A 22,483-nucleotide genomic window follows, 5' to 3' on the forward strand; every position below is an offset into this window, starting at 1 on the left:
TGACGTTGCGAGAGAGGTTGCCGGGGCGGCGGGCCGTCCCATATAGCTTTCTGCAGCAGGCGAAGCCACGGCTGCCTGCGATGTGAATGGGTGGCACGCGTAATTCCGGGGCGACAGGCGCTCCGGCGCAACTCAGCCCAGGAAAGAACCTACCGCCTCATGGACTCTTCCGCTCGCGAGCGAACCCTGGTCAGCGTCCCTGGCCTTGATCTTGAACCCGTCCAGCGGCCGTCGCGCGAAGAAGCGATGGAAGCGGTCCGCACCCTCATCGCCTGGGCCGGCGACGACCCCCGTCGCGAAGGCGTGATCGACACGCCCAAGCGCGTCGTCGACGCCTACGAGGAATGGTTCGAGGGCTACCGCGCCGATCCCTCCAAGGAGCTGTCGCGCATCTTTGAGGACGTGCAGGGCTACGACGACATCGTGTTCCTGAAGAACATCGAGGTCGAGAGCCACTGCGAACACCACATGGCGCCGTTCCTGGGCAAGGCGTTCGTGGCCTACATGCCGACCAACCGCGTCGTCGGGATCAGCAAGCTGGCCCGCGTGGTCGAGATCTTCGCCAAGCGTCTCCAGACCCAGGAGACCATGACCCAGCAGATCGCCGACGCCATCAGCGACAGCCTCAAGCCGGCCGGCGTGGCGGTGCTGATCGACGCCGAGCACCAGTGCATGACCACCCGCGGCGTGCACCACCGCGACGTCTCGACGATCACCACCCAGTTCCGCGGCGTCTTCAAGACCGACGCCACCCTGCGCCAGCGCTTCCTGGACTTCGTCGCGAAGTCGTAGGCGGCGATCGGGGACATGCACCGAAGGTGCGTGTCCCCTTCCGGGCCGAGAGAAAGGGGACACGTACCTGCCGGTGCATGTCCCCTTTCTCGTATCAGCCGCCCAGGTAGTCCCGCTTGCCGACCGGCACGCCGGCGTTGCGCAGGATCGCGTAGGCCGCCGTGACGTGGAAATAGAAGTTCGGCAGGGCGAAGCCGGTCAGAAAGTCCGCCCCCACGAAGTCCAGCGACGTCTGCTGGGTGCGCAGCTCGATCTTCCGCGTCTCCGCGCCCTCGAACGCGGCCTCCTCGACCCCCTTGAAGTAGTCGACGGTCTTGGCGATCCGCGCGTGCAGGTCGGCGAAGGTCGCCTCGTTGTCCTCGAACGCCGGCGCCGCCACGCCGGTCAGACGCGCGACGGCCAGCTTGCTGGTGTCGCTGGCGCGCTGGATCTGGCCCGACAACGGCAGCATGTCCGGCGCCAGGCGGGCCTCGAACAGGTCCTGAAGGTCGGTCCCGGTCTCCGCGGCGTGCGCCTCGGCCTTGGTCAGGATGTTGTCCAGCGCGGTCATGCCGCGGATGAAGGCCGGCACGCTGAGCTGGTAGATGGAAAGGGCCATGGGGTTCCTCCGATGATGCGGAAGGAGACATAGGGGGTCGCGGGCGGTCCGCTACGTCCGCCCCGCATCGCGCCTGTGGACGAGCGTGACCAGGACGAAGCTGAGCAGCATCAGCAGGTACCAGCTGCCCATCTTGGCGATCCCGACCGGCCGCCAGCCGTCGCGCTGATCCGGGTAGATCCAGGCGTTGGCGAAGGTGCCCAGGTTCTCCGCCACCCAGATGAAGAAGGCCACGAGGACGAAGCCCAGCAGCATGGGCATCCGGTAGGTCGTCCGATACGGCGTGAACACGAACCGGGCCCGCCGGAACAGGACCGCGGACAGGGCGAACAATCCCCAGCGCATGTCGACGACATAGTGATGCGTGAAGAAGTTGACGTAGGCCGCCGCGGCCAGCGCCCAGGTCGTCCAGGCGGGCGGATAGCCTTCCAGCCGCAGGTCGAGCAGCCGCCAGCCCCGCGCGAAGTAGCTGCCCACGCAGGCGTACATGAAGCCCGAGAACAGCGGCACCCCGCCGATCCGCAGCAGGCTGGGCTCGGGATAGATCCAGGATCCCTGCGCGGTCTTGAACACCTCCATCGCCGTGCCCACGACGTGGAAGATGAGGATCACCAGCGCCTCGTCGAGCTTCTCGGCGCGCGTCGCCAGCAGGACGATCTGGATCACGACCGCGGCGACGACCAGGAAGTCGTAGCGGGCGATCGGCGCGCCCTCCGGCCACCACAGGCTGGTGCCGACCAGCAGGACGAGCATCAGGCCGGCGAACAGGCAGGCCCAGGCCTCCTTCAGCCCGAAGACGAGGAACTCCAGCGCCCAGGTCCGCCAACGCGGGCCGTCGGCGGCCCAGCGCCGGGCCCGGCTTTCCACGGCGGCCCACTTGCCCCCTAGCCCCGGCCCCGCCGACGGCGCCATATGCATTTCCATGAGCGAGCCCCTGTTCCCCACCGCCGCCGACACCGCCTCCCTGGAGCGCGGCGCCGCCCTCGCGCCGCGTTTCGACGCCAACGGCCTGGTCGCCGCCATCGCGCAGCACGCCGACACCGGCGAGGTCCTGATGCTGGCGTGGATGAACGCCGAGGCGCTCAAGCTCACGGTCGACACCGGCCAGGCCCACTACTTCAGCCGCTCGCGCAACGCCCTTTGGAAGAAGGGCGAAACCAGCGGCCAGCTGCAGGACGTCGTCGAACTGCGCGTCGACTGCGACCAGGACGCGGTGCTCATGAAAGTGCGCCCGCGTGGAGACGGCGGCGCGTGCCACGTGGGCTTCCGATCCTGCTTCTATCGAGTCGTCGTGCAGGACGGCTCTCTGGAGGAACGCCCGTGACCCTGACCGCCGCCCTTCTGTCGTTCACGGTGGCCGGCGCGCTGCTGGCGGTCACGCCTGGGCTCGACACCGCGCTGGTGCTGCGCACCGCCGCCGTCGACGGCCCGCGCAAGGCGGTGCTGGCCACGCTGGGCATCCTCACCGGATGCCTGATCTGGGGCGCCGCCGTGGCGGTCGGCCTGGGCGCGCTCCTCACGGCCTCGCAGACCGCCTTCATGATCCTGAAGTGGTGCGGCGCGGCCTATCTGGCGTGGCTCGGGATCGGGCTTCTGCTGAAGCCCCGCAAGGCGTTCGAGATCGATACGGGCAAGACGCCGCTGCGGCGCGGGAGCGCCTTCGCCCGCGGGCTGATGACCAACCTGCTCAATCCCAAGGTGGGGGTGTTCTACGTCTCGTTCCTGCCGCAGTTCGTGCCCGAGGGCGCGCCGGCCGGTCCGTTCATCTTCGCCCTGGCCGCCGCCCAGGGCCTGATGGGCACGGCCTGGCTGTTGACCCTGGTCGCCGCCACCCGGCCGATCGCCGGCCTGCTGAAGAGACCCGCCGTCGTCACCTGGCTGGATCGGGTGACGGGCGGGGTGTTCCTGGCCTTCGCCGCCCGGCTGGCGACCGCCCGGACCTAGGGCAGGACGTCCCGGCGAACGTAGACCACAGCGACGTCGTCGCCATAGAGCCGTTTCCACGCCGGCCGCTGGGCGAGCAGGGCGTTCACGGGGTCCGCCGGCTCCAGGATCGTCCAGACGACGCCATGGCGGGCGAAGTCCTCGTCGACGGCCCTGGCGTCGGCCTTGGCCAGGCGCGCGTAGCGGCGCAGGAAGGCGTCGCCGTACATGTCGGCGCGCCCGTCGATGTAGGGCTTCACGCCCTTGAACACGAGGAAGCCGCCGAAGTTGTAGTCGTTGAACACCGGCCGCCGCGCGACCTCGGCCGGGACGCTGGCCAGCGCCGTGATCGGGGCGTTTCCGCTGTCGGTGCGTGAGGCCGGCCAGGCCAGCCGCGCCGCGGTCGCCGCCAGCAACAGCGCCGCGCCGATCAGGGCCCAGACCAGGGTCGCCTTGCCTTGGGCCGCCGCGCCGGGGCGATTGTCCAGCGCGGTCGCGAAGAAGGGCGCCAGGACCAGCGGCGCGACGATGGCCAGGACGAACTGGTGGCGGCCGTGCTGCAGCGCCATGTGCAGCAGGAACAGCAGCAGCGCCAACCGCAGCCAGGGCACGCGGACGCCGCGGCTGAACCCGACGAACAGGACGACCAGCAGAGCGATCTCGAAGGGGCTGATGCGGCTGAAGTCGGTCGGCAGCCACTCGTCGATGAACGGCAGGCTCTCCATGCCCATCAGCTGGAACGGGAACAGGATCCCCGGCGGGCCGTGCGGCGTCGCCATGGCGGCGGCCAGGGCCAGAACGCCGAACGGACCCCAGCGCCAGACCACCTTCATCCGCTCGCCCGGCGCCGCGGCCAGCAGCGCCTCCAGCGCGAACGGGCCGATCAGCGCCAGGCCGAGGACATAGCCCCCATGCATGTTGGCCCACAGCGCCATCAGCAGGACGAACGGCAGGCGCGGCGCCCGCCCGGCGTCGCGGGCGGCGAGCAGCTCGGATGTCCAGGCGACCAGGACCGGCAGGATCAGGACATGCGGCCGCGCCAACAGGCTCGGAGCGAGACAGGCCAGCGCCAGCGTCAAGGTCACGACAAGGCTCAGCCCGCCCAGCGAGAGCGCCAGCCTCCGCCCCATCAGCCAGGCCGCCAATCCGACCGCGCCGGCGACCAGGACGGCGACGCCGCTCCAGCCGGCCGCCCTGTGCGCCAGGGCCATGATCAGGTCCGACAGCCACTCATGCGCATGCCAAGGGGCGCCGGCCATGGTGTGCGAGAACGGATCCGTCTTCGGGACCCGTCCGTGAGCCAGGATCCAGTCGCCGGTGGCCAGGTGCCACCAGGTGTCCGGATCGTTGAAGATCTGCGGACTCGCCAGAAGGAACGCGTAGACCAGGACCGCGGCGATCAGCGGCGCGACGAGCCCCGAGGGCGCGGTCAGGGTCGGGCGGTTCAAAACGTCGTCCTCGCGAAGGCGATCACGGTCTGGTTAACCGGCGCCCGTGACCAAAGCGTTCACAGTCGCCTTCGCATGCTGGTAACCCTTTCGGCGGAGGCTGCCGCGGCGACTGACGGAGGGAACCGAACAGATGGAGCGCGTCGTCTACGACCGCATCCGGGTGCTGGAGCAGGACCACTGGTGGTTCGCCGGCCGCCGCCGGATTCTGACCGGCCTGATCGGCGATCTGCCGCTGCCCTCCGACGCGCGCATCCTGGAGGTCGGCTGCGGCGCGGGCGGCAACATCGGCATGTTGCGCCGGTTCGGCTCGGTCCGCGCCATGGAGCCCGACGCTCCCTCGCGCGCCTATGCCTCAGAGCGCCATGACATGACGGTCGACGACGGCCGGCTGCCGGACGGAACGCCCTACGCCCCCGCCAGCTTCGACGCGGTCTGCGCCTTCGACGTGGTCGAGCATGTCGACGACGACGCGGCCACGGTCAGCGCCCTGGCCCGGCTGCTCGACCGGAGCGGCTATCTGGTGGTCACCGTCCCGGCCTACGGCTGGATGTGGAGCGCCCACGACGAAGCTCACCACCACAAGCGCCGCTATGGCCGTGCCCAGATGGAGCAGCTGTTCCGCGACGCCGGACTGGAGATCGTCCGCGCCAGCTACTTCAACAGTCTGCTGCTTCCCCTGGCCGCCGGCGTTCGTCTAGCCAAACGGCTTGTCGGGATCAGGAGCGAGGACGACGCCATGCCGCCGGCCTCGGTCAATCGCCTGCTCGAACAGATCTTCAGCTCGGAAGCGGGCTGGCTGCGCCGCCGCTCCCTGCCCTTCGGACTGTCCATCATCGTCATCGGCCGGCGTTCCGCTTGAGCTGGAAGCGGCACATCAGCGGCTATGCGGTGGTGGGGCTGGTGTCGACCGGCGTGCATTTCGCCGTCGCCCTGGGGCTGGCCGACCTGGCCGACTTCACGCCGCTGGCCGCCAACGCCTGCGCCTTCGTCAGCGCCCTGCTGACCTCCTACGTCGGCAATGCGGTGATCACCTTCGGCTCGCCGATCCGAAGTCGCGAGGCTTTCATCAAGTTCTGCGCCGCTTCGCTGCTGGCCTTCGCGCTGAACCAGATCATCGTCCATCTGCTCAGCGACCGACTCGGCGTGCCGTTCGTCGCCTCGCTGTTCGTGGTCCTGTTCACGGTGCCGCCGATCACCTTCCTGTTGGCGAAGTACTGGGCCTTCGCGCCGCGCAAGGACGGCTAGGTCAAAGGGCGTTCAGCCTGGGCCCAGCCATTTTCATCCGAAGGTCCTCGCGAAAGCGGGGACCCAAGCTGATCCTGAGGGCTGGCCCGATCGACGAAGCCGTACAGAAGCCGACAGTCGGCTTGGGTCCCCGCCTTCGCCGGGACATACGGCTCATAGGGCGGAGACGGCGGAAATCTCGATTCAACCTAGGTCAGGCGCGCCGGCGCGGCCGCTCCGCCTCGACAGCCGGCTCGGCCGCCCTCGGCGCCTGGGCTGGCTCCTCGAAGCCGAAGGTCTGGTCGACGATGTAGAGCGGACGCCCCTTCACCTCGGTGTAGGTGCGGCCCAGGTACTCCCCGATGACGCCGAGCGACAGCAGATTCAGCCCGCCGAACATCAGCACCACCACCATCAGCGACGCGTAGCCGGGCACGTCGGCGCCGAAGGCGAGAGTCCGCACCACCAGGAAGGCGGCGTAGGCGAATGCGGCCAGCGCGGCGATCCCGCCCAGATAGCTCCAGATCCGAAGCGGCACGGTGGTCGAGCTGGTGATGCCGTCGATGGCGAAGTTCCACAGCCGCCAGTACCGCCACTTGCTGGTCCCGGTCTCGCGCTCGGCGCGGACGTAGTCGACGTGGCAGGTCTTGAACCCGACCCAGGAGAACAGCCCCTTCATGAACCGCGCCCGCTCGGGGAAGCGATTCAGCACCTCGACCACCCGCCGGCTGAGCAGACGATAGTCGCCCGCGTCGGCCAGGATCGGCCGGTCGGCCATGTGGTTGAAGATCTTGTAGAAGCCGCGCGCGGTCGTGCGCTTCAGCCAGCTGTCGCTCGACCGGTCGGCTCGTCGCGCGGCGACCACGTCGAAGCCGGCCAGCCAGCGCTCGACCATCTGCGGGATCAGCTCGGGCGGATCCTGCAGGTCGACGTCGATCGGGATCACCGCCATGCCGGCGGCGTGCTCCAGCCCCGCGGCCAGGGCCACGTCCTTGCCGAAGTTGCGCGACAGCGAAACGATGCGGATGCGGCCGTCGGCGGCCCGCGCCTGGCGCAACTCGTCCAAGGTGGCGTCGGTCGAGCCGTCGTTGACGAACAGCACCTCGAAGGTCGCCGCCGGCCCGAACGAGCGGGTCACCTGCTCGAGCACCGGCCGGGTGCGATCCAGAAACGGCGTGATGCCGCCCACCTCGTTGTGCACGGGCACGATCAGGCTGAGAACGGTCTTGGCGGTCATGGGCCGCACAGTGCCGCGCGCGCTCTAAGAAATGCTGAACCAGCGATCTCTGAACGCCAGCGGGCCGACGGCGACGGCCAGGAAGGCGATCAGGCCCAGCGGGCCGAGCCAGGGGAAGGTGCAGACCGACAGCAGCAGGACCCCGACGATACGCAGCGACCAGCTCGGCCGGTCGAGGTCGCGCAGCAGCAGCCAGACCCCGGTCGGCGCCAGCAGCGCGGCGTCGTAGTAGATGGCGTAGGGCGCGGCGAGCAGCGCCCCGCCGAACAGGCCCGCCATCCGCATGGCGAGGTCCTTCGTCTTGCGGAAGACCAGGATCGCGAACAGCGCCCCGGCCCCGATCCAGAAGATCCGCCAGGCCGTCCGCCAGCCGCCCTCGAAACCATAACGGTCGGCGATGCTGATCGGAGTCAGGTTGCCCCGCAGGAGGCCGTCGTTCCAGGCGACCAGATTCGAGAACGACGAGAGGCTGGCCAGCCAGTCCAGCCACAGGCCCAGTCCGAACAGCGCCAGCGACAGCAGCCCCGCTAGAGCGCCGGCGGCCATCGCCCCCGCCAGCGCCCGGAACCGACCTGCCGCGACCAGGACCAGCGGCGCCATGACCAGCGCCTGGGGCTTGATCGCCGCCGCCAGCCCCAGCAGCACGCCGGCCACGATCGGCCGGGCCTCCAGCATCCGCAGCGCCAGCAGGGCCATCGCGCAGATGAGGAAGGTGGTCTGCCCCACATGCAGGACCGTCAGGCTCGGCGAGACGGTCAGGACCAGCACCGCGGCCAGGACCCGGCGCGGCGTATCCCGCGCCACGGCCCAGGCGAACAGCGTCGCGGTCAGCGCCGTCCAGACGGCGTAGGCGACCCCGTAGGGGACCAGGCCGAAGGGAACGAACAGCAGCAGGGCGCTGGGCGGATAGACGAACGGCCGCTCGCCGGCGTCGTCCTGGCGGATGATCCAGCTCTGCGCCTGGGTGATGTGGTCGAAGTCGTAGAGGTCGAGGCGGCCTTGCAGGACTTCCCGCGCCGCCGTCCACATCGGCAGGAAGTCGAAGCCGACGGGCTGCGTGCGCACCACGACCGTGAGCTCGGCCAGGCCGGCGGCGCTGAACGCGAGGATCAGCACCCACACCACGATGAGGCGCAGGCGCACTTCTCCCGGACTTGCGACGGTCGCCGTCTCCCCCATGCCTCCGTTAGACTTCGCGCAGCGCGGCGAGTCCAGCGCCGCCGTCGCCGGCCGTCGCGACGAAGGTCTTCAGCGCGGAGACCGTGTAGTCCTCGGCGTGGATGGTCGAGACGGCCATCATCTGGGCCTTCGCCTCGGTCCGGGTCAGGGTCAGCAGCACGAAGCCCTTGGCCGCCGAGTTGGCGTACTTCACCTCGGGATTGCGCTGGACCAGCGCGGCGCCCAGCGGCGCGCCGACCAGGATGTCCTCGAAGCCGGGGCTGGTGATCCCGGTCGTGCCGAACTCGACCGCGACCCGGCTCTTGCGGCCATCGTCCCACAGCTCGTTGGCCCAGAAGCTGTGGCTGTCGCCGGCCAGCACCACGGGCCGGGCCCGGGCCGCCTTGAACATGTCGTAGACCCGCTCGCGCTGGACCGGATAGCCGTCCCAGGAGTCGAGGTTGACCGGCACGTCGACGGCCGACAGCGCAGCCGATTGGGCGACCGGCTGCTTGGCGTAGTCCGGCAGCTTGGCGAAGAACTCGGCCCAGGCCTTCTCGCCCATCACGGCCGGCAGGTTGGGCGCGCAGACACGGGCCATGACGATCTGGTTGCCCAGCACCTGCCAGGCCTCGCCGGCCTTGACCGAGCGGTCGAGTTCGGCGGCGAGCCACTGCTCCTGGCGCTCGCCGAGCAGCTTGCGGCTCGGATCCCGCCAGACCTTCATGAAGTGGGCGAAGTCGGGCTTGCCGTCGACGGTCGGCAGGGTCTGGGCGTCGTAGTCGATCGGCCTGTCCCGCGCGGTCAGCCGGGTCTCGATCATCATCAGGCTGGCCAGGTCGCCGAAGCGGAAGCTGCGGTTGATCGTTTCCGGCAGGCCGCCGGCGACCGGCTCGCGGATCGGCATCCACTCGTAGTAGGCCTTCAGCGCCGCCGCCTTGCGGATCGCCCAGTCGCCTTCGCCCTTGTCCGGATTGTGGTTCTCGGCTCCGCCGGTCCAGCTGTCGTTGGCGGTCTCGTGGTCGTCCCAGACCACGATCCAGGGGGCGCGGGCGTGCGCCGCCTGCAGCTGCGGGTCGGCTTTGTAGAGGGCGTGGCGCGTCCGGTAGTCGGCCAGGGTGATGATCTCGTGCGGCGGCTGCGGCGTCCGCTTGGCCGCCGTCGGCGAGCTCATGCCGTAGTCGCCCGGCGCCGCGCCGTACTCGTAGATGTAGTCGCCCAGGTGCAGCACCGCGTCGACCCGGTCGAGCCTGGCGATCGCGCCGTAGGCGTTGAAGTAGCCGGCGGGGTAAAGGGAGCAGGAGGCCACCGCCAGGACGACGTCCTGGGTCGGGCCCGCCGGCAGGGTGCGCGTGCGGCCGACCGGGGAGGTCACGCCGCCGATCCGGAAACGATAATAGTAGTCGGTCCCGGGCTTCAGGCCGGCGACGTCGGCCTTCACGGTCCAGTCGCGATCGGCGGCCACCGGCGTGGCGACGGCCTTCACCAGGGACTTGAAAGTCGGATCGAGGGCCACCTCGACCAGGCTGTTCGGCGCCGGCTTGGCCGGATCGGCGGGGGTCGCGCGCGTCCAGAGGATCACCCGATCCTGAAGCGGGTCGCCGCTGGCCACGCCATGTAGGAACTGGACCGCCTGTCCGGTCGCCGCCTCGGCCTGCGCCCCGATCGGAGCCGCCGCGCCCATGCCCAGCAGGGCCAACGCCCCGCGCCTGCTGATCTTCATGGACATGTTCCCCCTGCTGACTGACCGGCCGCTTATCCACGGCTCGGGCGACAGCCGCATGACGCACCGTCGCGCGCCAAAAGAAAAGCCGTTACGGGGGTTGGATCAAGAATAAATCTAGTGACCGCTTGGAATCTTTCGCCGAGAAGCAGAGGCCGGCGGGGCTCGCCGGCCTCGCTCGCGATCAGTACTTCCAGCTCACCGAGACGCCGGCCATGCGCGGCGCGCCGGCGATGAAGGTCGGCAGGCCCAGGGCGTCGCCGGTGTTGCCGGCGTCGATGATGTACTCTTCATCGGTCAGGTTGGTGGCGAAGGCGCCCAGGGTCCAGTTGCTCCCGTTCGGACGGTAGCTGATCCGCAGGTCCAGCAGGCCGACGGCGTCCTGGAACTCGTCCTGGACCCGATCGGCGACCAGGTTGCCCGAGGCCACGGTCTGCAGGTCCGGCCGGTCGTTGTTGTCGTCGAAGAACACCTTCGACCGCCAGCTGTAGGTCGGGCGCACGTCGAACCGGCCGCCGAGGGCGTCGAAGGTCCACAGCGCCGCCAGCGACAGGCTGTGGTCCGGCGACAGGCGGAAGCGGTTGCCTTCGTAGGCCCCGCCTTCGAACCGGGCGTGGTTGAAGGCGTAGGTGGCGTACAGGTTCAGGCCCGTGGCGACCCGCCATTCCGCCTGGCCTTCGAAGCCGTAGGCCTTGGCCTCGCCGGCGTTGGTGATGGTGAACAGCGTGCCCTGCTGCTCCACCGTCTGGAAGTTGTCGTAGTTGTAGTAGAACACCGCCCCGTCCAGCCGCAGACGGCCGTCGAGCAGGGCGAACTTGCCGCCGACCTCGAAGCTGTCGACCTTTTCGGCCGCGACCACGCCGAAGCGCGGCGTTCCGAACGGCGCCGTGGGGCTGGACACCGCCAGCACGTCGGGCCGACGGCCGCGGGCGTAGCTGGCGTACAGGTTGGCGTCGTCGGTCAGGGCGTAGCGCGCCACCAGGCGCCAGGTGAAGCCTTCGTCCTTGAGCGACTGGGTCGCCAGGGCGCCGTTGCCCGTGGTCGGCTGGAAGGTCAGGCCGAACAGCGGCAGCGGCAGGGTCGGCGAATGGGCCAGCGGCGAGGCCAACCCGCCGAGGATGGCGTTGGCCTGGGCGATCATGGCGTTGCCCTGGGCGACCTTGACCGGATCGCCGGTGGCGACCAGCGCCGCCCCGCTGCGGTAGACCTGGGAGGCGCCGACCACGCCGCCGAGCACGCTGCGCTGGCCGACGCTGGAGCCGAAGCCGGTGTCCTTGTCGTCGCGCGTGTAGCGCAGGCCGGCCGAGATCTCGAGCTTGTCGGTGACCTCGAACGTGACGTCGCCGAACAGGTCGACGGCGGTCAGGTCGCTGCTGTTGGACGCCGTCTCGGTGTGGTTCGAGACCAGATTGCCGGCGATCGCGCGGGCCTGAGCGGTGCTCAGCAGGATGCCGTTGCCGGTCTGGTTGGCCACCAGGCCCTGGATCAGAGCGCCGGTGAAGGTGGTGTCGCCGAAGTAGGCCATCGGCGCCGGGGTGGTCGCCGGTAGGCCCGAACCCGCCGCCGCCGCGTTCAGCTGGCCGGTCAGCACCGCCAGGCTGATGCGCTCGTCGAACTGCAGCGGCAGCACCTGGTCGTCCTCAGCCTTGAAGTAGCTGACGCCCACGAAGCCCTTCACGCGGCCGCCGGCGTCGTAGTTCAGGCGCAGCTCCTGGCTCCACTGCTTGCCCCAGCCGTGGTTGGCGCCGGTCAGGATCGGCAGCGACGTGCCGTCCGGATCGAACACCTCGGTGGAGTCGTACTCGCGGTAGGCGCTGATCGAGTTCAGGGTCAGACTATCGGACAGGTCCCAGGAAGCCAGCAGCGTCGCGCCCTTGACCGAGCGGTCGAGACCCAGCGGCCCCGCGGTGAAGCCGGCCGGCGCGGCCAGCGCCGCGGCCTCCCACGGCTTGCGGCCGGCCAGGACGGCGCCGGTCGTCGGATTGGTCGGCGAGAAGCCGCCCGACTTGAAGGCGGTGCCCGCCGGCTGATCTTCCTGCCAGTTCAGGATCAGGTCGGCCCGGAAGGTGTCGGTCGGGGCGAAGGCCAGCGAGCCGCGCAGGGCGATGCTGTCCAGCGACTGGAAGTCCTCGCCGCCCAGGGCGTTCTCGACATAGCCGTCGCGCTGGCGGACGCTGCCGGCGATCCGCACCGCGAACGCATCCGACAGGGCGAGATTGAACATCCCCTGGCCCAGCCGGTAGCCGTAGTCGCCGGCCTCCAGCTTGGCCGAGGCGTCGAAGCCGGTCAGATCGGCCTTCTTCTGGATGACGTTGATGGCGCCGATCAGAGCGCCGCGACCGTACAGGGTCGACTGCGGCCCCTTGGCCACCTCGACGCGGTCGATGTCGAACAGCTCGACGTAGGACCCCTGGGCCTTGGAGATCGAGACGCCGTCCTGGAACACCGAGACGCGGGCTTCCGAGAAGGAGTCGGTCGAATCGGAGGTCACGCCGCGGATGACATAGCCGGGGTTGTTCGGCGACTGGTCCTGGACCACCAGGCCGGGCGTGAACTTCGACAGCTTGGCGAAGTCGTCGACGCCCAGCGCCTGCAGCCGGTCGCCGCTGTAGGCGGTCAGCGACATGGGCACGTCCATGGCCTGCTGCTCGCGCTTCTGGGCGGTGACCACGATCTCCTCGACGGCCGTGACCTCCTGGGCCTGGGCGACGCCGGCGATCGGCAGAATGGCGGAGAAGCCCGCTGCGGCCAGCAGCAGGCGACGGTAGCTCGTCGTCATGTCCGTATCCCCTCGAACCTGAACATTGTTCAGTCCGTGGGGTAGCGACGGTCGATGACAGAGGGAAGACGACGAACGGCGTCCGCGGAAAATATTTCACCAAACCGAGAAAACACCGGTTCGCGACTTGCGGGTTCCACCCTTCTCATCCTCGACGCCCACACCTCACACCGGTCATCCCGGCGAAGGCCGAGACCCAGGTTCAGCCTCGGCGACGGGTGATTTCGCGTCGAATCGTAGCCCTACGATCTGGATCCCGGCTTTCGCCGGGACGACCAGGCTGGAGGACGCCGATGGAATCTCGCCCGCCTAGGGACTTGAACGCCGACGCGCTACTGATCGCGTCATGACCCCGCAGGAACTCGACGTCATCGTCCGCGCGGCCGGCGCCACCCTGCTGATCTGGGCGGCGATCCGGCAGCGTTCGGCGGAACGTCCCTACTTCATCGCGCTGGCCGCCTGCCTCTGCGGCTTCCTGGCGGGCAACACGCCGGACTCCTCGCTCCAGCTCTCAGGGCCGCTGGGATCCCTGGCCGTCATCCTCGCCGGCTACGCCGCCGTGTTCCTGTGGTGGTACTGCCTCGCCGTCTTCGAGGCCGGTTTCCGACCGAGGGGACTGGTCCTGGCGGTCGGCGGGATCTGGATCGTGGTCGCCAGCGTCGACCGCGGCCTGTTCGGTCCGGCGCTCGCCCAGAAGGGCCTGTCCTGGGGCCTCATCGGCCTGGGCCTGGTGATGGTCGGGCATCTGGCCTGGCGGCTGATGAAGGACCGGTCCGGCGACCTCGTCGACCGCCGCCGGCAGGCGCGCCTGTGGGTGGTGGCGGTCCTGGCGGCGCAGCTCCTCGCGGACCTCTGCATCGACCTGGTCCTCGGCCTCGACTGGCAGCCCCGCGCCTTCTCGATCGTCCAGAACGCGGCCCTCCTGGCCTTCGTCGCCTGGTTGTCGAGCCTCGACCTGGCCCGGCCGGCCTCGGCCACGACGCCCCCGCCGCCGCCGCCGGACGCCGATCCCGTGCTGGTGGCGCGGCTGAACCAGCTGATGGAGACCGACCGCGTTCACCTTGATCCCGGCCTGACCTTCGAGGCCTTCGTCCGCGCGATGGGCGCCCCCGAGCGCACCGTGCGCCAGCTGATCAACCAGCGCCTGGGCTACGACCACTTCCGGACCTTCCTCAACGCCTATCGGGTGCAGGAGGCCCGCCGGCTACTCGCGGACCCGGCGCGCGCCGACGACAAGCTGATCGCCATCGCCTTCGACAGCGGCTTCGCCTCGCTGCCGTCGTTCAACCGCGTCTTCCGGGACATCGAAGGCCGACCGCCGAGCGCCTACCGGCAGGCCATGCTGGCCGAGCCGCCTTCTGAGCAACGGTCCGCCGACTTCTGAGAAGCCCGCGCCGCCGGGATCGGCCAGATCCTGCTCCGCTCAACAAACGGAGGCGACATGCCGGACGGAGTCATCGGAATTGCGGGGATCCTGGCGATCCTGCTGGGAGTCGGGAGCCTGATCGGCCTCACGCAGCGCGACCGGTTCTCGTTCAGGTGGCTGCTGGCCGCCGCCGGGCTGGTCCTGCTCAACGACCTGCTCCTGACCGGGGCCTACGGCCACCTGCCGCGCCTCTTCCCGCCGAGCGACTGGAACTGGCAGGGCAAGACGCTCGCCCTCCTGGCCACGCTCGCCGTCGCCGCCCTGCCCGCGCTGGGCTGGAAGGCGTCGGGCCTGACCCTGCGCCAGGCGCCGGGCAGCCTGAAGGTCGCCCTGCCGGCGGTCCTGGCCTACGTCGCCTTTTTCACGGCCTTGGCGCTGATCTTCCCGAACGAGCCGGCGTCCCGCGAGACCATCGCCTTCCAGCTGACCATGCCGGGGTTTGAGGAGGAGCCCTTCTATCGCGGCCTTCTGCTGCTCGTTCTCTGCCGCGCCTTCACGGCGGAGAAGGCCTTCCTCGGCGTCGGCTGGAGCTGGGGCGCGATCCTGTCCTGCGTTCTGTTCGGTTTGGCCCACGCGTTCGGCTACTCCGACGGCGGCTTCCACTTCGACGCCATGACCATGGTGCTGACCGCCCTGCCGTCGCTGATCGCCGTGTGGCTGGCCCTGCGGACCCGCAGCGTGCTGCTGCCGGTGCTGATCCACAACTTCGGCAACGCGGTCATGCTGCTGATCTAGCGGTTCGCCCTCCAGTCGGCGGCGGAGCCGTTCGCCCCTGCGATTTCCCTTTCGTCGGCGTCGCCTGTACGACTGCCGCGAGATGACCGCCGCCGACACCCTGCCCGACGACGAGGACGACGACGCCCCGGCCGGCGCCTTGGCGCTGGAGATCGAGATCGCCGCCGACGCCGCCGGCGGACGCCTGGACAAGACCCTGGCCGAGGCCGCCGCCGACCTGTCGCGCGCCCGCATCCAGGCCCTGCTGGCGGACGGCCTGATCAGCCTGGAGGGCGTCCCGCTGTCGGACGCTTCGGCCAAGGCGCGGCCCGGCCTCTATCGCATCCTGGTCCCGCCGCCCGCGCCGGCGATCCCGGAGCCCGAGGCGATCCCGCTGACGGTGCTCTACGAGGACGCCCATCTGATCGTCATCGACAAGCCCGCCGGCATGGCCGCCCATCCGGGGCCGGGGACCGAGCGCGGGACCCTGGTCAACGCCCTGCTCCATCACTGCGGCGACAGCCTGTCGGGGATCGGCGGCGTCGCCCGGCCGGGCGTCGTCCACCGCCTCGACAAGGACACCAGCGGCGTGATGGTCGCGGCCAAGACCGACGCCGCCCACCAAGGGCTGTCGGCGCTGTTCGCGGCGCACGACATCGACCGGGTCTACGTCGCCCTGACGCGCGGCGCGCCGAACCCGCCGAAGGGAACCGTCGAGACCCGCATCGGCCGCTCGGCGAGCGACCGCAAGAAGATGGCGGTGCTCAAGAGCAGCGGCCGCGAGGCGATCACCCACTACCGCGTCGAGCAGGCCTTCGGCCCGCAGGAGCGGCCGCTGGCCGCCCGTGTCGCCTGCCGCCTGGAGACGGGGCGGACGCACCAGATCCGCGTGCACATGGCCCACAAGGGCGCGCCCTGCCTGGGCGACCCGACCTACGGCTCCGGGCCGCCGGCCCTGCCGGTGCGCGAGGCGATCGCCGCCGCGGGCCTGGCGCGGCAGGCGCTGCACGCCGCCGTCCTGGGCTTCGTCCACCCGATCACCGGCGAGGCCCTGCGCTTCGAGACCGAGCCGCCGGCGGACATGCGCGACCTGGAGCGGCGGCTGGCCGAGCTCTGAAGCGGGACACCCGGGACGGATAATCCCGGGACAAGGCGCGACAACGCGGGACAATCGACCCCGGACCTTTCCCTTCGTCCGCCGCTCGGTCAGTCTGCCGCCCACGGAGGGCGGGCGGATCATGCGCATCATGGTTTTGGCGGCGGCCGCGGCGTTGCTGACGGGCGGCTGCGACCGTTTCGCCAAGACGCCGCCGGTCAAGCCCGCGCCGGGTCTGGTCGCCCTGCCCTGCGACGCCGGGAACGGCCCGCTGCGTCCGCACAGCCGCTCCTACTGCGTCGGCCAACGCCACTACGTGACCGCGCCGGCCCGGGCGGGCCTGGCCGGCGCCGCCGAGGCCCTGATGATCCATAGCCCCGGAACGCCGGTGATCTACATGGAAGCGTCCTGGCCGCTGGGCCGTCGGCCGATGCCGCCGCACCTGTCCCACGGCGATGGACGGCAGATCGACCTGGCGCTGTTCTACACCGACGCGAAGGGCGCCGCCCTGCCCCGGCCGCCCACCAGATCAGGCTTCGGGGCCTACGAGCCGCCGAGGCGCGAGAGCGAACGACGCTGCACCGGGGCCGAGAAACGGTCGGCCCGCAACGACGGCAAGGATCCGCCCGCCGACCGGACCTGGCGTCTCGACGAGACCCGCACGGCCGAGCTGGTCCGTCTGCTGTCCGCCGACAGGCGCGTCCGCCGCATCTTCCTGGAACCGCATCTCAAGGCGCGGCTGGGATTTTCGAACGACCCGAAGGTTCGTTTCGCCGGCTGTCAGGCCGCCCGACACGATGACCATCTTCATGTCGATTTCTTCTGAGATGCTTCCCTTGCGTGAGCGCCTGCATCTTTTCTGACAACGCACTCACGCAAACTCGATTTCCGACTCCCATAGTCGGACATTACAAATCGGTCACTGGCCTTAAAAATTCCGATCGGGCTTCCTATCTCAGGACCCGAATGGGGGCGGACGACGGGGTCTTTTTGTGTCCCGACGGTCCGCTGAGTACGAAAGGGGATAGATATCATGGCTGCAAACGCGCTCGCACTCATGTCGCCGGAAGGCGGTCTGTCGCGCTACCTCACCGAAATCCGCAAGTTCCCGATGCTGGCCAAGGACGAGGAGTTCATGCTCGCCAAGGCCTGGCGGGAGCATGAAGACTCCGAAGCCGCCCACAAGCTGGTCACCAGCCACCTGCGCCTCGTGGCCAAGATCGCCATGGGCTACCGCGGCTACGGCCTGCCCATCGGGGAAGTGATCTCCGAGGGCAACGTCGGCCTGATGCAGGCGGTGAAGAAGTTCGAGCCGGACAAGGGCTTCCGCCTGGCCACCTACGCCATGTGGTGGATTCGCGCCTCGATCCAGGAGTACATCCTGCGCAGCTGGTCGCTCGTGAAGATGGGCACCACCGCGGCGCAGAAGAAGCTGTTCTTCAACCTGCGCAAGGCCAAGAGCCAGATCAGCGCCTTCGAGGAAGGCGATCTGCTGCCCGAACATGTGTCGCAGATCGCCACCAAGCTGGGCGTGCAGGAGGACGAGGTCATCTCGATGAACCGTCGCCTGTCCGGCGGCGACGCCTCGCTGAACGCGCCGATGCGCGCCGACGGCGAAAGCGAGTGGCAGGACTGGCTGGCCGACGACAACGCCGTCAGCCAGGAAGAGATCGTCGCGGAAAACGAAGAGAAGACCCTGCGCATGGGCCTGCTCGAAGAGGCGATGGCGGAACTCACCGACCGTGAGAAGCACATCCTCACCGAGCGCCGCCTGAAGGACAGTCCGACGACCCTCGAAGATCTGGCCGCCGAATACGGCGTCAGCCGCGAGCGGGTTCGTCAGATCGAAGTCCGCGCCTTCGAAAAGCTGCAGAAGTCCATGCGCGCCGCCGCGCTGGAGCGGAACCTGGTCGAGGCGTAGAGCTTCGATCGCCTGAACGAGAAAGGCCCGGACGGTCTCGACCGTCCGGGCCTTTTTCTTGCGCCAAGGCGGATCAGGCCGCGCGGGCCGCGGCCGCTTCCTCTTCCTTCGGCATGAAGGTCAGCAGGGCGCCGATGGCGACCCGCAGGCCGGACTTGTCGGGCGAGCCCTCGGTCGGCAGCAGCCGGGCCATGGCGGCGGCGGCTTCGACCAGCTTCATGTCGCCCACGGCCACGCCGGCCTTCTGCAGCTCCAGCGCCTGGGTGGCCAGGGCGCGGCGGGCCTGCATCCAGTCGTCGTCCAGCGAGCCGGCGGCGGCGCGGACGATCTTCAACGCCTGCAGCAGCCGCGCCTGGTCGGGCGTCATCCGGGCGTCGGTCTTGCGCTTGCGCGGGCCCTGGTATTCGGCCGAGTTGAACCGGCGGCGATCGGGGCCGACGTACTGCACCGCCTCGACCCAGTCGCGCGGCTTCAGCGCCACGGCCTCGAGCCGGCGCAGCAGGTCCTTCATCGTGAAGGGCTTGCGCAGGAACTCGTGCACGCCGGCGTCGCGGGCGCCCAGGATGGTCTGGGCGGTCGCCTCGCCGGTGACCATGATGATCGGAGCCTTGCGGCACGGGAAGTCGCTGCGCCGAATCGCGCGGGCCAGGCGGGCGCCGTCCAGGCCCGGGCCGGAGTGCTCGACGAAGATCAGCTGTGGATCGATCATCTGCACGGCCTGCATGGCCTTCGCGTCGGTCGGCGCGTGCCACATCTGACCGGTCGAGATGGTCCGCAGCAGTTCCTGCAACAGCTTGACCGACGCCGGCTGCGCGTCGACGACCAGCACGCGCTGCAGGTGGGGCGCCAGTCTCTGGAAGAGCTTCTGTTCGTCGTTGAACACGGAGAGCCTCGGAAGATTGGCGGCGATGCTGGCCCGGATCGGGTAAACAGCGCCTTGACGTCAGGTCATATCGCGAGCGGTTCGCCCAGGCTGGCCTCGAAATCCTGGAAGATGTCCACCGCCTCGTCGACCGGCGCCACCGGCGGCCGTCCGTGCGGGAAGCGGTAGCGCCAGAAGCTGGCGATATGGGACGCGGCGCCGACCTTTTCGCCCAGCGACAGGAACATCCGCGGCGCATCGAGCAGAAAGTTGCGGAAGGCCTTGGGATTGCCGTCGCGGGTCAGGCTGGCGAAAGCGGCGTCATAGATCCCGAGGGTGGCGTTGACGTGGCTGCGCTGGGCGGCGATCGACCGCTTCAGCCGCCGCCGGGCGCCGTCCAGATAGAGGCCCACCTCGACGTCGCGAGGTCCCGACACGGCCAGGTCGCCGATCTCCTTCATCACCGCCTGCAGCTGGGGCTGCAGGGTGGTGAGCATCCACTTGTAGTAGAGGAAGCCCTTCCAGCTGAACACGCCCTCGCGGAAGTCCTCGCCTTCCAGCATCAGGGTGACGCGCAGCGGCTCGAGCCGCTCGTCGACGTCGGTGGAGAGGAGGGCTTCGACCAGCCGCGCCGTATAGGCCCCGCCGCCGGCGTTCTCGTAGGCCAGCCGGATCAGTTCCTCGATCTGCATGGCCACATAGCCCTGCATCGCGTCGAGGTCGGCGGGCGAGATGGCGAAATAGAAGGGCGCGACCTCATGGCCGTGCCGCCGCAGGTGTTCGCGCAGCAGGAACGGGTCCAGCGACGGCAGCCTGTCGAGCAGGCGCAGGATGCGGATGTCCTGGTCCAGCGACCGGCTGTCGGCGCAGGCCTCGCGCAACAGCTCCATCCAGCCGCGCTGGCCGATGAAGAACGACTGGCCGCCCAGACCCAGATCGCTGCGCTCGAACGGCACGATGATCTTGGTCGCCGACGTCCGGTAGTCGTCGAACAGATAGGTCTCGTCGAGCCTCAGCCGGTGCTTGAGGATGAAGCAGGCGTTGAGCACCCGGTTGCGGAACAGCGGCCGCTCTTCCCAATCCGGGCGCTCGCCATGCTTCTGGGCGACGGCCAGCAGGTTGAGCACGCGACTGGTGGACGCCGTCCGCTCCAGCGCCCGCAGGCTGCGGGAGGTGCGGTCGGCGTTCGCCGTCAGCCCAATCGCGCGTCTCTTCCCCCGCACTCGATCCCCCGCCAAGTCCAGCGAAGGGGTCTAAGCCAGGAGCCTATAAGCAATCCCTAACCCTGATTGGGCTAGCGGGCCTCAGCCCTGGAACGGATCGCGCATCAGGATGGTGTCGTCGCGCTCGGGGCTCGTCGACAGCAGGGCGACCGGCGCCTGGATCAGTTCCTCGATGCGCCGCACGTACTTGATGGCGTTGGCGTTGAGGTCCTTGAACGAACGGGCGCCGGCGGTGCTTTCCTCCCAGCCGTCCATCTCCTCGTAGATCGGCACGGCCGCGGCCTGATCGCGCATGCCGGCGGGCAGGTAGTCGACCACGCGGTCGCCGATCCGGTAGCCGACGCAGATCTTGAGAGTCTTCAAGCCGTCCAGGACGTCCAGCTTGGTCAGGGCGATGCCGTCGATGCCGTTGATGGCGACCGACTGGCGCACCAGGATCGCGTCGAACCAGCCGCAGCGGCGCGGCCGGCCGGTGTTGACGCCCACCTCGCGGCCGACGGTGGCCAGGTGCTTGCCGACCTCGTCGTCCAGCTCTGCGGCGAAGGGGCCCTCGCCGACGCGGGTGGTGTAGGCCTTCACGATGCCCAGGACATAGCCCGGCCCCTTCGGCCCCATGCCCGAGCCCGCCGCGGCCTGGCCGGCGACGGTGTTGGACGAGGTCACGAACGGATAGGTGCCATGATCGACGTCGAGCAGAGCCCCCTGGGCGCCCTCGAACAGGATGCGTTGGCCCTTGCGGTGGGCTTCGTCCAGCAAACGCCAGGCCGGCCGGGCGTAAGGCAGGATCTTCGGGGCCAACGCCATCAGGTCGTCGAACAGGGCCTGGGCGTCGGCCTCAGGCAGGCCCAGGCCCTTGCGCAGCGCGCCGTGGTGGGAGAGCAGACGATCGATCTTGGGCTTCAGCGCCTCGGGATCGGCCAGGTCGGCGACGCGGATCGCGCGGCGGCCGACCTTGTCCTCATAGGCCGGGCCGATACCGCGGCCGGTGGTGCCGATCTTCTGGCTCGAGGCGGCCTCGCGGGCCTGGTCCAGGTCGCGGTGCAGCGGCAGGATCAGGCAGGCGTTGTCCGCCAGGACCAGCAGTTCGGGCGTGATCGCCACGCCCTGGTCGGCGATCTTCTCGATCTCGCCCAGCAGGTGCCAGGGGTCGACGACGACGCCGTTGCCGATCACCGACAGCTTGCCCTGGACCACGCCCGAGGGCAGCAGGGCGAGCTTGTAGACCTTGCCGTCGACCACGAGCGTGTGGCCGGCGTTGTGGCCGCCCTGGAACCGCACGACCACGTCGGCGCGGTTGCTCAGCCAGTCGACGATCTTGCCCTTGCCCTCATCGCCCCACTGGGCGCCGACGACGGTCACGTTGCTCATTGGATGCGATCCTTCCGCCTGCCGGGACGATCCAGCGCGCCCTTCGACAGGCTCCTCGGCGCGTGGACTTGGATCAATTGTGGGGCCGTTCGAAACGGCCGGGCGCCGTATAGCGAGATCGCCCGCGGACGTCCAGCCTCAGGAGCCGCTGCCCCGCATCGCGTCCCAGGACCGGCCCTGGCCGGTCGGCGCGCGCTCAGTGGCGGCCTTCAGCCAGGCGACATTGTTGGCGGCCTGGTCGGGGGGGAGGTCCTGGCGCACCAGCTGCTCGGCCTCGGCGACGCGGCCCTGCAGCCCGATCACCAGGGCCAGGTTCTGGCGCACCTTGGCGTCGGCGCGCCCCGAGGCCGCAGCCTGGCGCAGCATCTGTTCGGCGCGCGGCAGGTCGCCGTGACCGGCGTAGTACATGCCCATGTTGCTCAGCACCGCCGGCTCGTTCGGCGCCAGCGCCAGGGCCTGCCGATGGTAGGCCAGGGCCTCGTCGTCGCGCCCGGCCTGCTCGGTCGCCACCGCCAGCAGCGACACCGGCCGCCAATCCCGCGGCGCGAGGGCCTGGGCCTTCTTCGCCGGCTCGATGGCGTAGAAGCCCTGTCCCCGGCCGATCTGGGCCCGGGCCGACTCCAGCAGCAGGTCGAGATTGTCCGGCGCGATGATCAGGGCGCGGGCCGCCGCGTCGGCCGCCTCCTCGTACCGTCCCATCTGGCGCATGGCCTGGGTCACGCCCAGACCCGCCTCTATATCGCGCCCATCGACCTCAAGCTGGCTGGCCCAGAAGGCGGCGCGGGCGAAGGGATCGAGCCGGCGGGCTTCTGCACGCTGCTGCGGCGTCGCCTTCACGGCCGCCGGAGGCGCGGCGACGGCCGGCGCAGTCGCCGTCGCCGTCGCCGTCGCGACGTCCTTGGCGGGCTTCGGCGCCTCGACGGCCAGAACCGGTCCGGCGGCGAGGGCCAGGACTGTTGCGACGAGGGCCGGCGTGCGACACATGAGG

The 22,483-nt window shown here is 69.7% G+C and carries 21 protein-coding genes; 10 read left to right on the top strand and 11 right to left on the bottom strand.

The genetic code is table 11. The annotated features are described in order from the left end of the window. Positions 1–159: 159 nt before the first annotated feature. Positions 160–792 (top strand): GTP cyclohydrolase I FolE, encoded by a 633-nt coding sequence (gene folE / locus CSW64_RS19085; protein ID WP_099623587.1) that lies wholly within the window; start codon positions 160–162, stop codon positions 790–792. A gap of 94 nt (positions 793–886) precedes the next feature. On the opposite strand, the gene CSW64_RS19090 is transcribed toward folE, so the two are convergent. Next, positions 887–1,390: a DUF1993 domain-containing protein gene (locus CSW64_RS19090; RefSeq protein ID WP_099623588.1), complete on the bottom strand. Its 504-nt coding sequence runs from the start codon at positions 1,388–1,390 to the stop codon at positions 887–889. 51 nt (positions 1,391–1,441) lie between these two features. Beyond that, positions 1,442–2,308 carry a DUF817 domain-containing protein gene (locus CSW64_RS19095; RefSeq protein WP_245863914.1) on the bottom strand — a complete coding sequence of 289 codons (867 nt, stop codon included), beginning with the start codon at positions 2,306–2,308 and terminating at the stop codon, positions 1,442–1,444. A 4-nt stretch (positions 2,309–2,312) separates the two neighbouring features. Here CSW64_RS19095 and hisI point away from each other — a divergent pair, with 4 nt between their 5' ends. Both hisI and CSW64_RS19105 read left to right on the top strand, forming a co-directional pair. Further along, positions 2,313–2,714 carry a phosphoribosyl-AMP cyclohydrolase gene (gene hisI / locus CSW64_RS19100; protein ID WP_099623590.1) on the top strand — a complete coding sequence of 134 codons (402 nt, stop codon included), beginning with the start codon at positions 2,313–2,315 and terminating at the stop codon, positions 2,712–2,714. Continuing rightward, positions 2,711–3,334 (top strand): LysE family translocator, encoded by a 624-nt coding sequence (locus CSW64_RS19105; RefSeq protein ID WP_099623591.1) that lies wholly within the window; start codon positions 2,711–2,713, stop codon positions 3,332–3,334. Before hisI ends, CSW64_RS19105 begins: the two co-directional genes overlap by 4 nt. Here the strand turns inward: CSW64_RS19105 and CSW64_RS19110 are convergent. Then, a complete protein-coding gene (locus CSW64_RS19110) occupies positions 3,331–4,761 on the bottom strand; it encodes a hypothetical protein (RefSeq protein ID WP_099623592.1) in 1,431 nt (476 codons plus the stop codon). The genes CSW64_RS19105 and CSW64_RS19110 overlap by 4 nt on opposite strands. 133 nt (positions 4,762–4,894) lie before the next feature. Here CSW64_RS19110 and CSW64_RS19115 point away from each other — a divergent pair, with 133 nt between their 5' ends. After that, positions 4,895–5,623 carry a class I SAM-dependent methyltransferase gene (locus tag CSW64_RS19115; protein WP_099623593.1) on the top strand — a complete coding sequence of 243 codons (729 nt, stop codon included), beginning with the start codon at positions 4,895–4,897 and terminating at the stop codon, positions 5,621–5,623. After that, on the top strand, positions 5,620–6,009 hold the full coding sequence (locus CSW64_RS22120; protein ID WP_172448629.1) for a GtrA family protein: 390 nt from the start codon (positions 5,620–5,622) through the stop codon (positions 6,007–6,009). Before CSW64_RS19115 ends, CSW64_RS22120 begins: the two co-directional genes overlap by 4 nt. 193 nt (positions 6,010–6,202) lie before the next feature. Here CSW64_RS22120 and CSW64_RS19125 read toward each other — a convergent pair whose 3' ends face one another. The 4 genes from CSW64_RS19125 to CSW64_RS19140 form a co-directional block, all read right to left on the bottom strand. Continuing rightward, positions 6,203–7,225 carry a glycosyltransferase family 2 protein gene (locus CSW64_RS19125; RefSeq protein ID WP_099623594.1) on the bottom strand — a complete coding sequence of 341 codons (1,023 nt, stop codon included), beginning with the start codon at positions 7,223–7,225 and terminating at the stop codon, positions 6,203–6,205. A 24-nt stretch (positions 7,226–7,249) separates the two neighbouring features. Further along, positions 7,250–8,368, bottom strand: coding sequence for a glycosyltransferase family 87 protein (locus CSW64_RS19130; protein ID WP_172448630.1), 1,119 nt, complete (start codon positions 8,366–8,368; stop codon positions 7,250–7,252). A 43-nt stretch (positions 8,369–8,411) separates the two neighbouring features. Continuing rightward, a complete protein-coding gene (locus CSW64_RS19135; protein ID WP_099623596.1) occupies positions 8,412–10,106 on the bottom strand; it encodes an alkaline phosphatase D family protein in 1,695 nt (564 codons plus the stop codon). A 184-nt stretch (positions 10,107–10,290) separates the two neighbouring features. Then, positions 10,291–12,885, bottom strand: a complete 2,595-nt coding sequence (locus CSW64_RS19140; protein WP_099623597.1) for a TonB-dependent receptor — start codon at positions 12,883–12,885, stop codon at positions 10,291–10,293. 346 nt (positions 12,886–13,231) lie between these two features. Between CSW64_RS19140 and CSW64_RS19145 the strand changes: the two genes are divergently transcribed. From CSW64_RS19145 to rpoH, 5 genes are all read left to right on the top strand, one after another. After that, positions 13,232–14,269: an AraC family transcriptional regulator gene (locus CSW64_RS19145; protein ID WP_099623598.1), complete on the top strand. Its 1,038-nt coding sequence runs from the start codon at positions 13,232–13,234 to the stop codon at positions 14,267–14,269. A 57-nt stretch (positions 14,270–14,326) separates the two neighbouring features. Continuing rightward, entirely contained in the window at positions 14,327–15,046 is a 720-nt protein-coding gene (locus tag CSW64_RS19150) for a CPBP family intramembrane glutamic endopeptidase, BDIM_20840 family (RefSeq protein WP_099623599.1), read from the top strand. Positions 15,047–15,128: 82 nt separating this feature from the next. After that, on the top strand, positions 15,129–16,142 hold the full coding sequence (locus tag CSW64_RS19155) for an RluA family pseudouridine synthase (RefSeq protein WP_099623600.1): 1,014 nt from the start codon (positions 15,129–15,131) through the stop codon (positions 16,140–16,142). 121 nt (positions 16,143–16,263) lie between these two features. Then, on the top strand, positions 16,264–16,947 hold the full coding sequence (locus tag CSW64_RS19160) for a hypothetical protein (protein ID WP_099623601.1): 684 nt from the start codon (positions 16,264–16,266) through the stop codon (positions 16,945–16,947). A gap of 198 nt (positions 16,948–17,145) precedes the next feature. Further along, a complete protein-coding gene (rpoH, locus tag CSW64_RS19165) occupies positions 17,146–18,042 on the top strand; it encodes an RNA polymerase sigma factor RpoH (protein WP_099623602.1) in 897 nt (298 codons plus the stop codon). Between the two features lie 73 nt (positions 18,043–18,115). Here rpoH and CSW64_RS19170 read toward each other — a convergent pair whose 3' ends face one another. From CSW64_RS19170 to CSW64_RS19185, 4 genes are all read right to left on the bottom strand, one after another. Beyond that, positions 18,116–18,925, bottom strand: coding sequence for a response regulator (locus CSW64_RS19170; RefSeq protein ID WP_245863770.1), 810 nt, complete (start codon positions 18,923–18,925; stop codon positions 18,116–18,118). A gap of 65 nt (positions 18,926–18,990) precedes the next feature. Further along, entirely contained in the window at positions 18,991–20,127 is a 1,137-nt protein-coding gene (locus CSW64_RS19175; RefSeq protein WP_099623603.1) for a hypothetical protein, read from the bottom strand. Positions 20,128–20,208: 81 nt separating this feature from the next. Next, on the bottom strand, positions 20,209–21,495 hold the full coding sequence (locus CSW64_RS19180) for an adenylosuccinate synthase (protein WP_099623604.1): 1,287 nt from the start codon (positions 21,493–21,495) through the stop codon (positions 20,209–20,211). Positions 21,496–21,633: 138 nt separating this feature from the next. Next, the gene (locus CSW64_RS19185; protein WP_099623605.1) at positions 21,634–22,479 is read right to left on the bottom strand and encodes a tetratricopeptide repeat protein; all 846 of its coding nucleotides are present in this window, start codon (positions 22,477–22,479) and stop codon (positions 21,634–21,636) included. Positions 22,480–22,483: the final 4 nt, after the last annotated feature.

Origin of the sequence: Caulobacter mirabilis (assembly GCF_002749615.1) — a bacterium.
Taxonomy (GTDB): Bacteria; Pseudomonadota; Alphaproteobacteria; order Caulobacterales; family Caulobacteraceae; genus Caulobacter; species Caulobacter mirabilis.

What these genes read in the sequence shown, in the direction of transcription:
- folE (WP_099623587.1), top strand. Translation starts at nt 160, where the DNA reads ATGGACTCTTCCGCTCGCGAGCGAACCCTGGTCAGCGTCCCTGGCCTT.
- CSW64_RS19090 (WP_099623588.1), bottom strand. Translation starts at nt 1,390, where the DNA reads ATGGCCCTTTCCATCTACCAGCTCAGCGTGCCGGCCTTCATCCGCGGC.
- CSW64_RS19095 (WP_245863914.1), bottom strand. Translation starts at nt 2,308, where the DNA reads ATGCATATGGCGCCGTCGGCGGGGCCGGGGCTAGGGGGCAAGTGGGCC.
- hisI (WP_099623590.1), top strand. Translation starts at nt 2,313, where the DNA reads ATGAGCGAGCCCCTGTTCCCCACCGCCGCCGACACCGCCTCCCTGGAG.
- CSW64_RS19115 (WP_099623593.1), top strand. Translation starts at nt 4,895, where the DNA reads ATGGAGCGCGTCGTCTACGACCGCATCCGGGTGCTGGAGCAGGACCAC.
- CSW64_RS19125 (WP_099623594.1), bottom strand. Translation starts at nt 7,225, where the DNA reads ATGACCGCCAAGACCGTTCTCAGCCTGATCGTGCCCGTGCACAACGAG.
- CSW64_RS19135 (WP_099623596.1), bottom strand. Translation starts at nt 10,106, where the DNA reads ATGAAGATCAGCAGGCGCGGGGCGTTGGCCCTGCTGGGCATGGGCGCG.
- CSW64_RS19140 (WP_099623597.1), bottom strand. Translation starts at nt 12,885, where the DNA reads ATGACGACGAGCTACCGTCGCCTGCTGCTGGCCGCAGCGGGCTTCTCC.
- CSW64_RS19145 (WP_099623598.1), top strand. Translation starts at nt 13,232, where the DNA reads ATGACCCCGCAGGAACTCGACGTCATCGTCCGCGCGGCCGGCGCCACC.
- CSW64_RS19150 (WP_099623599.1), top strand. Translation starts at nt 14,327, where the DNA reads ATGCCGGACGGAGTCATCGGAATTGCGGGGATCCTGGCGATCCTGCTG.
- CSW64_RS19155 (WP_099623600.1), top strand. Translation starts at nt 15,129, where the DNA reads ATGACCGCCGCCGACACCCTGCCCGACGACGAGGACGACGACGCCCCG.
- CSW64_RS19160 (WP_099623601.1), top strand. Translation starts at nt 16,264, where the DNA reads ATGCGCATCATGGTTTTGGCGGCGGCCGCGGCGTTGCTGACGGGCGGC.
- CSW64_RS19180 (WP_099623604.1), bottom strand. Translation starts at nt 21,495, where the DNA reads ATGAGCAACGTGACCGTCGTCGGCGCCCAGTGGGGCGATGAGGGCAAG.
- CSW64_RS19185 (WP_099623605.1), bottom strand. Translation starts at nt 22,479, where the DNA reads ATGTGTCGCACGCCGGCCCTCGTCGCAACAGTCCTGGCCCTCGCCGCC.